The following is a 7,848-nucleotide window of genomic DNA, read 5'->3' as shown; positions in this document are numbered from 1 at the left end:
CCCGGCAGCGCCCGGCCTCCGCGTAGGCGTCCGCGACCGCGGCGGGGCGGGCGGCGGGGGCCGCCACCGGGGCCGACGCCCCGACCGTGACGGGTACATGGAGCGCGGCGCCGAGCCGGGCGGCGATCTCGCGGGCGGTGTGCGCCGGGTCGCCGTCGGGGCCGAGCGGCAGCAGCAGGACGGCGCCGCCGTCCCGTACGGCGGCCAGTCCGTGACGGGTGGCGGCGAGATGGGAGGCGGCCGACCAGAGGCGCCGGCGGCCGGCACCGTGCGGTGGGGGCGGGGACGGGGTGCCACCTTCGGATATCCCGGAGCCGTCGGATGTCCCGGAGCCGTCGGCCGGTGGAGACGGATGGGACATCGACGAGTTGGCGGCCGGCGGCGCCCCGTCGGTCACCGGCGCCTCATCGGTCTGCGCCTCGTCGATCTGCGCCGCCAGGACGACATGCGGCGCGTCCAGGTTCGCGCCGACCCGGGCCGCGCGTTCGCGCAGCAGGCGGGGGTCGCGGTCGGCGGCGTCCAGGAGGTCGTCCAACAGCTCGCCGCGCACGCGCTGTTCGGCCTCGCCGGCGGTCCGCCGGGCCAGCAGGAGCAGGGAGGTGACCATGGCGGCCCGCTCCAGGGTGCGCTGGTCGACGGGGTCCAGGGCCGGGTGGCCGCGCACCACGAGGGCGCCGAGCACCTCGCCGCCCGCGCCGACCGCCGCGACCCAGTCGGTGCCGTGGCGTACCGCGTGGCCGTCGGCGCGGGAGCGGTCCAGCGCCTCGGCCGGTGCCCGGTCGGGCGCGGTGAACTCCACCTCGCCGTGCAGGACTTCGGCCACCGCGTCCGCGACGTCCTGGACCCCGCCGCCGCGCAGCACCAGTTCGGTGAGCCGGTCGTGGACGTCCGAGGCGCGCTCGATGACCGCGCTGCGGTCGCGGATGATCTCGTTGGCGGCCTCCAGTTCGGTGAGCGTCTTGCGTGTCTCGGCGAGGAGGTTGGCGGTGTCGATGGCGACGGCGGCGTGCGCCGCGTGGGCGGCGAGCAGCGCGATCTGGCCGGGTTCGAAGACCCGCTCACGGCGGTCGGCGGCGAAGAGGACGCCGATGACGACGCTGCCGAGCAGCAGCGGCACTCCCAGGATCGCGACCAGTCCCTCGTCGCGGACGCCCGAGTCGATGGTGCGGGTGTGCCGGAACCGCTCGTCGTGGAAGTAGCTGTCGGTGACGTACGGGCGGGCGGTCTGTGCGACGAGTCCGCCCAGGCCCTCGCCCATGCCGAGCCGCAGCTGCTGGAACCGCGCGGAGACCGAGCCGTCGGTGACCCGCATATAGGTGTCGCCGGCGGAGGGGTCGTTCAGGGTGAGGTAGGCGACCTCGGTGCCCAGGAGGGAGCGGGCCCGGCGCACGATCGCGCGCAGTACGGCGTCCAGGTCGCGCAGCCCGGCCAGGTCGTGTGCGGTGGCGTAGAGCGCGGACAGCTCGGCCTCGCGCCGTCGGCGGCCCTCCAGTTCGGTCCGTACGCGCAGCGCGAGGAGCTTGGACCGCTCCAGGGCGGCGAGCCGGCCGGCGGGGGCGCCCTCGGCGCGGGCGCGCAGCACCGGCCGCTCGTACTCCTCGGCGGCGGCGCCGGTGGCCAGCAGGCCGAGGAAGGGGTTCTCGGTCTGTTCGTGGGCCGCCTCGGACAAAGACGGCGCCGGCCCGGGGCCGGGCGCGACCCCGGGCTCGGGGCCGGACCGGGGCTCGGGCGACGGCTGATCGGTGCGCATGGTCACAGGGATACCTTCGGGTCGTCGCCGCGCGCCAGCCTCCGCCGCCCGCGTATCGCACACGGGCCGCTCAATGTGCGGTCCAGCCCCCGTCCAGAGCCAGCGAGGTGCCCGTCATGAAGGACGCCTGCGGGGTGCAGAGGTAGGCGACGGCCTCGGCGACCTCGTCCGGTTCGAGCAGCCGCTTGAGGGCGGAGTCGGCGAGCAGGATGTCGGCCAGTACGCGTTCCTCGGGGATGCCGTGTGCGGCGGCCTGGTCCGCGATCTGCCGTTCGACCAGGGGCGTGCGGACATAGCCGGGGTTGACGCAGTTGCTGGTGACGCCGTGCGGGGCGCCCTCCAGGGCCGCGGTCTTCGACAGGCCCTCCAGGCCGTGCTTGGCGGCGACATACGCGGACTTGAAGGGGGAGGCCCGCAGCCCGTGCACGGACGAGATGTTGATGATCCGGCCCCAGCCCTGTTCGTACATATGGGGCAGCGCGCCGCGCAGCAGCCGGAAGGGCGCCTCCAGCATGACGGTCAGCACCTGGTGGAAGACCTCGGGCGGGAACTCCTCGATGGGCCGTACGAGCTGGATGCCCGCATTGTTGACCAGCAGATCGGTGCCCGCCGCGGCCCGCTCGGCGGCGTCCAGATCGGTGAGGTCGAGCGGGTGGGACGCGATGCTGCCGCGGGTGCCGTCCGGGAGGGCCGCGGCAAGGTCGGCCAGGCCGGCCGCGTCCCGGTCGACCGCGCGCACCGTGGCGCCGGCCGCCGCCAGCCGCAGGGCACAGGCGCGTCCGATGCCACTGGCGGCGCCGGTGACGAGGGCGGTGCGGCCGTCGAGGTCGAGGGATACCGGGCCTGGGGTGCCGATCACGGTCATGCCCGCACCCTAGGCAGCGCCCGGGTCCGGCACCGATGTGCCACGGCACCACACTTCGCCGGTCGGATATGGCGGCCGCACACGCCCGTCCGGGTGGCAGGCCGACGCCGCGCCCGCTTCACCCGAACGGCCGTCCCGGATCGCCGCGCCCGCGCGGGGCTCCTAGCGTCGTACGACGCAATGTGCCGTCTGCGCACCGCCGCCACAAGGGAGTCCGACATGCGGAGGCTGATCGCCGTGCCGACTGTGCTGCTCGCCCTGGCCGCGGCGGGCTGCGGGGAAGGGGACGCGACGGCCGGCGCCTCGGCGTCGGCCGCGGGCGAGGGCCGCACCCCGGGCCCGCAGCGCTCCGGGCCCGGTACGGCGTCCCCCACCGTCCCCGGGCAGCCGCTGGACTGCGGTGTGCTCCCCGACGCGCTGGGCACGGCGGGAGACGTCGCGCTGTACGCGGATCCGGGGGCCGGCGGCACGGTGGGCTGTGCGGAGGCCCGCGGTGTGATGTCGGAGTTCTTTCTGCGGGCGCCGCGGGAGGCCCGTGACGACCGCGGCACGCTGTCCGTACGGGGGTGGCTCTGCCAGTACGAGAGCGGCCCCACCGGCACCTGGATCACGACCTGCCGCAAGGACAGGCGCGAGATGCACACGGAGGAGCCGTCCGGCCGGAACACCGGCCCGGGGCCGTCCCAGGAGCCCGGCGTCCCGGACGGGTCGCAGCTGCCCACGCTTCCCGGCGAGCCCTCGGACCCCATGGACGAGCCGTCGACGGAGGAGCTGTGAGCCCTTGGGGCCTGCACCGGTGGAAACGAATTGGGGCCCGCCCTTGGAGGAACCCCTGAGCAACCCCTGAGGGAACCCCGGGGCCTACCCCTGGGTCTGCTGTCCCCCGAGCTCCTCGCCCATTCCGTGGAACCACGTCGGGCCGGCCTCCAGCGCCCGCTTGATCCGGGTCAGCGCGTACTCGTCGAGCTCCGGCAGGGCGTCCACGGCGAACCAGCCCACCTCCAGCGACTCGTCGTCGTTGACCTTCGCCTCGCCGCCGACCGCCCGGCAGCGCAGGGTCACGTCCATGAACTGGCAGACATCGCCATTGGGGTAGCGGGTCGGCGGCATGGCCTCGACGAGGACCACCCCCTCCGGGACGACCCGCACCGCGGTCTCCTCGTAGACCTCGCGCACCGCGGTCTCGGCGGGCTGCTCGCCGGGCTCGGGGATGCCGCCGATCACCGACCAGCCGCCGGTGTCGGCCCGCTTGCCCAGCAGGACCCGGCCCCGGTCGTCGAAGACGACCGCACTCACCCCCGGCAGCCACAGGAGCTGCCGGCCGATGGAGTTCCGGAGGTCTCGGATGAAATCGGGGGTTGCCATGCTCCGACCCTACGGGACCACCCCGGCAGACCCTGGCCTCGCCCCGGAGGAGCGGCTCAGGCTCCCGCCGGGGTCCCCTTGCGCGGCCGGAGCCGGCCGCGGATGGCGCGGACGGCGCCCTCGGCGTCATCGACGGTGATGGTGAAGGTACGCCCGTCGCCGAGCTGGAGCACCAGGCCCTCACCACGGCGTACGACCACGGCCGTGCCCTGCTCCGGGCGCCAGCGGTAGCCCCAGCCGCCCCAGTGACGAGGCGTGACCTGCGGCTCGAATTCGGCGCCGACGACCGTGTCCAGGGGGATCCGGCGGCGTGGCACTCCTATATGGCCGCACCGCACTTCCAGGCAGTCCTTGTCGACGCGTACCGCGACATGGACGAAGGCGAGCGTGCCGAAGAGCACCAGTAGGCCGGCCGCGACACAGCCGACCACCGACATCACCAGGGGCGCGAGGTCCGAGGTCCAGGGGCTGTCGACGGCGATCTTGATGCCCAGCGCCAGACACGCCGCGCCCACCGCGGCCAGTAGCCACTGGATGCGGTTGGTGGCGCTGCCGTGCCAGACCTCGGGAATCTCCGCATGGGCGCCGCCCACGGGGCCCGTTGTGCTGCCGGCGCCGTCGGTACTGCCGTGGTTGTCGGGGGCTGCTGCCCCCTCGTGGGGGTGGTCCCTCATGAGACGCAGCGTACGCGTCTTTGCACCCTGGGGCAGCGCGTCGGACACGTCGTTCACGACCCGGGTTGCGGTGCGGTCGGCGTCGTGATCGGCATCGTGATCGGTGCCATGGCCGACGTCAGCGGCGTACGGCCTCTGCGGTGTCCGTACGGCTCCCGGCGAGCAGCCGGCCCTCGGCGTAGGTGAGCGCCGCGGCCGGCAGTTTGGCCGGGCGGCCGCTGAGGATCACGCTGAGGCCGCCGGTCGGGGCGGCCGCGGGCGCCGGCTCGGCACCGATGCGGCGCAGCGCCTGGGCGGCGACCGCCTCGGCGGAGCCGTGCAGGACGAGGGCGGGGGCGCCGGGCTGCTGGAGGGCGGCGCGGATCCGTTCGGCGACCAGCTCGTAGTGGGTGCAGCCCAGGACCACGGCCCGGATGTCCCGTGGGGTGTGGGCCGCGGCGGCCACGATGGCGGCGTCGATCGCGTCCTCGTCGGCTTCCTGGACCGCGTCGGCCAGCCCGGGGCAGGGCACGCCGGTGGCGTCCACGCCGCGCGCGAACCGTTCGATCAGATCCCGCTGATAGGGGCTGCCGGTGGTGGCGGGGGTGGCCCAGATGGCGAGCGGGCCGCCGCCGGCCGCGGCGGGCTTGATCGCCGGGACGGTGCCGATGACCGGCACGGCCGGTTCCAGTTCGGCCCGGAGCGCCGGCAGGGCGTGCACGGACGCGGTGTTGCAGGCGACGATCAGGGCGTCGGGGCGGTGCGCGGCCGCGGCGCGGGCCACCGCCAGCGCGTGGGCGGTGACATCGTCAGGGGTGCGCGGGCCCCAGGGCATGCCGTCGGGGTCGGAGGAGACGACCAGATCGGCGTCCGGCCGCAGTCGCCGCACGGCGGCGGCCGCCGCGAGCAGCCCATTCCCGGAATCCATCAGCGCGATCTTCACCCGGACACTTTACTGGGCCGCAGGTCCGACTTGTCATACCGGGCGCCGACGGGCGGGGCCCCCGCCGGGGGGGTGCCCCGCTTTTCCCCGCCCCGGAACACCGTGTCGATCACCGGTGCGCGCCGGGTGCGGTACGGCAGACTGCGCCCGTGGGAGCGATGGAGTGGATCGGTGCCGGGTCGCTGCTGGCCTGGGTGTGGCTGTTGCTGGGGCAGGGCTTCTTCTGGCGGACGGACGTACGGCTGCCGGACCGCCGGGATCCGGAGCGCTGGCCGTCGGTCGCGGTGGTGGTTCCGGCGCGCGACGAGGCCGAGGTGCTGCCGCGGAGCCTGCCCTCGCTGCTCAGGCAGAAGTACCCGGGCCGGGCGGAGGTGTTCCTGGTCGACGACGGCAGTACGGACGGGACCGGCGCGCTGGCCCGGGAACTGGCGGCCGCGCGGGGCGGACTGCCGCTGACGGTGTCCTCGCCCGGTGAGCCCGAGCCGGGGTGGACGGGGAAGCTGTGGGCGCTGCGGCACGGGATGGCGCTGGCGCGGGAGCGGACCGCGCCGGAGTATCTGCTGCTGACCGACGCGGATATCGCGCACGATCCGGACAGCCTGCGGGAGTTGGTTGCCGCGGCCGGGTCGGCGGAGCTGGATCTGGTGTCGCAGATGGCGCGGCTGCGGGTGGTGACGTTCTGGGAGCGGCTGATCGTGCCGGCCTTCGTGTACTTCTTCGGGCAGCTCTACCCCTTCCGCCGGGTCAACCGTCCCGGGGCGCGGACCGCGGCGGCGGCCGGTGGCTGTGTGCTGCTGCGGCGGGAGGCCGCGGAGCGGGCGGGCATCCCGGAGTCGATCCGGCATGCGGTGATCGACGATGTGGCGCTGGCGCGCGCCGTGAAGCGCTCCGCGTCAAATGGGGGCATCGCGATGGGGGTCCCCCCGGACGGAGTCCGGGGGAGATTCGGCCCGGGGCGGCGGCGGGCGACGGGAGGGCCGATCTGGCTGGGGCTGGCGGACCGGGTGGACAGTGTGCGGCCGTATCCGCGGCTGGCCGAGCTGTGGCGGATGGTCTCGCGCAGCGCGTACGCCCAACTGCTGCACCAGCCGCTGCTGCTGCTCGGCACGGTCGTCGGTCTTACGTTGGTGTATCTGGCGCCGCCCGTCGCGCTGGCGGTCGGGCTGGCCGGCGGCGATGCGACGCTCGCGGCGCTGGGCGGGGCGGCCTGGGCGGTGATGTGCGGGACGTTTCTGCCGATGCTGCGCTACTACGGGCAGCCGCTGTGGGCGGCGCCGCTGCTGCCGTTCACCGCGCTGCTGTATCTGCTGATGACGGTGGACTCGGCGGTGCAGCACTACCGGGGGCGCGGGGCGGCGTGGAAGGGCCGGACGTACGGGGCGCCCTGAGCCGCGCCCCCGGTGGTGGTGTCACTTGCTGGCCGGGGACCAGTCCAGGCCCCAGCCGTAGGCGTAATCGACGGTGCGCTGCGGGCTGACGCCGGGCTCGGGGACGAGGTAGCGGGCCTCGCGCTGGACGACGAGTTCGCTTCCGGTGTTGGTGATCAGGGCGAGCGCGCAGACGTTGGAGGGCACCGTGCAGGCGTCGAGCGAGAAGTCGACGGGGGCGCCGTACTGGGGCTGGAGGGTGACCGTCGCGTGCAGGCCCTCGAAGCTGCGGGCGCCCGCGTAGACGGTGACGAAGATCAGGATGCGCTTGATGCGCGCCTGATGATCGAGGTTGATGGTCATGTTCTCGCCGGCCGTGACGGCGCCGGTGCGGTCGTCGCCGTCGAGCTGGATGTACGGCGGGGCGTGCAGGGCGCCGAAGTTGTTGCCGAGCGGGTGGACCACGCCGGCGGCGCCGTCGGTGAGTTCGTAGAGCGCGCACAGATCGAGGTCCAGCTCGCCGGACGGGGGCAGCAGGGCGCCGCGGGCGCCCATGGCCTGCATCGCCTTGCGGCCGAGTTTCTTGGTCAGCCGCTTGCCGGCCGTGCCGCTGGTCCAGTTGAGGTTCACCCGCATCGCGCCGGAGGTGCCGCCCTGCTTCGTCAACGAGACGGCAGGAGCCTCCTTCGTGAGGGTGACTTTTGTCAGACGAACGGCAGGGGGCGCGGGGGCCGGTGCGGGCTGCCCCGGCGGGGGCGGAATTGACGCTGCCGGTTGACCCGTCGGCAACGGGGGCGCAGGAGCCATGGGCGGCGCCATCGGGGGCCCGGGAGCCATCGCCGGGGGCGCGGCGGGCGGCGGGGTGGGCATCGCCGGGGGCGCCGCGGGCATGGCTGCGACCGGGG

At 74.7% G+C, this 7,848-nt stretch carries 8 protein-coding genes; 2 read left to right on the top strand and 6 right to left on the bottom strand.

What is annotated here, in order from left to right; translation table 11 throughout:
* A partial coding sequence (locus tag DY245_RS35165; RefSeq protein WP_181924012.1) for a GAF domain-containing protein occupies positions 1-1,750 on the bottom strand: 1,750 nt, incomplete at its 3' end.
* Positions 1,751-1,820: 70 nt separating this feature from the next.
* Positions 1,821-2,615 carry a 3-hydroxybutyrate dehydrogenase gene (locus tag DY245_RS35160; protein ID WP_128511156.1) on the bottom strand — a complete coding sequence of 265 codons (795 nt, stop codon included), beginning with the start codon at positions 2,613-2,615 and terminating at the stop codon, positions 1,821-1,823.
* Between the two features lie 219 nt (positions 2,616-2,834).
* Between DY245_RS35160 and DY245_RS35155 the strand changes: the two genes are divergently transcribed.
* A complete protein-coding gene (locus tag DY245_RS35155) occupies positions 2,835-3,392 on the top strand; it encodes a hypothetical protein (RefSeq protein ID WP_128511155.1) in 558 nt (185 codons plus the stop codon).
* A gap of 84 nt (positions 3,393-3,476) precedes the next feature.
* Here DY245_RS35155 and DY245_RS35150 read toward each other — a convergent pair whose 3' ends face one another.
* From DY245_RS35150 to DY245_RS35140, 3 genes are all read right to left on the bottom strand, one after another.
* Positions 3,477-3,980 carry an NUDIX hydrolase gene (locus tag DY245_RS35150; protein ID WP_128511154.1) on the bottom strand — a complete coding sequence of 168 codons (504 nt, stop codon included), beginning with the start codon at positions 3,978-3,980 and terminating at the stop codon, positions 3,477-3,479.
* A 56-nt stretch (positions 3,981-4,036) separates the two neighbouring features.
* Complete coding sequence (locus DY245_RS35145) at positions 4,037-4,654, bottom strand: hypothetical protein (RefSeq protein ID WP_181924011.1); 618 nt, start codon at positions 4,652-4,654, stop codon at positions 4,037-4,039.
* Between the two features lie 118 nt (positions 4,655-4,772).
* The gene (locus DY245_RS35140) at positions 4,773-5,576 is read right to left on the bottom strand and encodes a glutamate racemase (RefSeq protein ID WP_128511153.1); all 804 of its coding nucleotides are present in this window, start codon (positions 5,574-5,576) and stop codon (positions 4,773-4,775) included.
* A 158-nt stretch (positions 5,577-5,734) separates the two neighbouring features.
* Here DY245_RS35140 and DY245_RS35135 point away from each other — a divergent pair, with 158 nt between their 5' ends.
* Positions 5,735-6,964, top strand: coding sequence for a glycosyltransferase (locus DY245_RS35135; protein WP_128511157.1), 1,230 nt, complete (start codon positions 5,735-5,737; stop codon positions 6,962-6,964).
* Between the two features lie 21 nt (positions 6,965-6,985).
* Here DY245_RS35135 and DY245_RS35130 read toward each other — a convergent pair.
* On the bottom strand, positions 6,986-7,848 hold an 863-nt coding region (locus DY245_RS35130; RefSeq protein WP_425329482.1), incomplete at its 5' end, for a TerD family protein.

The organism is Streptomyces inhibens, assembly GCF_003389455.1.
Taxonomy (GTDB): Bacteria; Actinomycetota; Actinomycetes; order Streptomycetales; family Streptomycetaceae; genus Streptomyces; species Streptomyces inhibens.
Note: the sequence above shows the minus strand (reverse complement) of the source record. Positions and strands in the feature narration are given on the sequence as shown.